A 485-nucleotide genomic window follows, 5' to 3' on the forward strand; every position below is an offset into this window, starting at 1 on the left:
AGGAGTTCGCCGACTCCGACGAGTTGGGCTGCGGCATCGTCGTCGTCGCTGTCCAGGCGGATCGCGGCGCGCTCGGCGATCCCGGTCGCGGTGCGACGCCCCCGTGCCGACGGCGACCAGTCCGACCGGCCGGTGTCGGCTTCCGCCATCGTGACCGCGTCGGCGGTTCCGTCGGCGAGGCGCCGCTGGATCTTCGGATAGGAAAGGTCGGGGGCCAGGGTCGAGCCCGCGAACCAGACCGGCTCGCGGTCGCGGTTGCGGTCGCCGGGCAGTGCGACCGTGTAGCCGAGGACGTCGCCGGAGGGGGCGTGCCGCAGCTTGACGCGCAGGCCAGCCTCGCGAAGGCGGGTGAAGAACTCGGCTTCGTTGGCGGCTCCGGAGACTGCCTGTCGGACGGCTTCGCGCAGCGTCTCGCGCGGTGTCTCGGGGAGGCCGGTGCGCTCGGCTTTGAAGCGCTCGGCGCTGGTGGGGGTCTTGGCTCCGGT

The 485-nt window shown here is 73.0% G+C and carries 1 pseudogene; it reads right to left on the reverse strand.

Annotated elements, in window-relative coordinates:
* Positions 1 to 485: pseudogene (locus tag RB628_RS41330) on the reverse strand (mobilization protein); the annotation flags it as partial.

It is taken from the genome of Streptomyces sp. ADMS, assembly GCF_033441795.1.
In the GTDB taxonomy this organism is placed as follows: Bacteria; Actinomycetota; Actinomycetes; order Streptomycetales; family Streptomycetaceae; genus Streptomyces.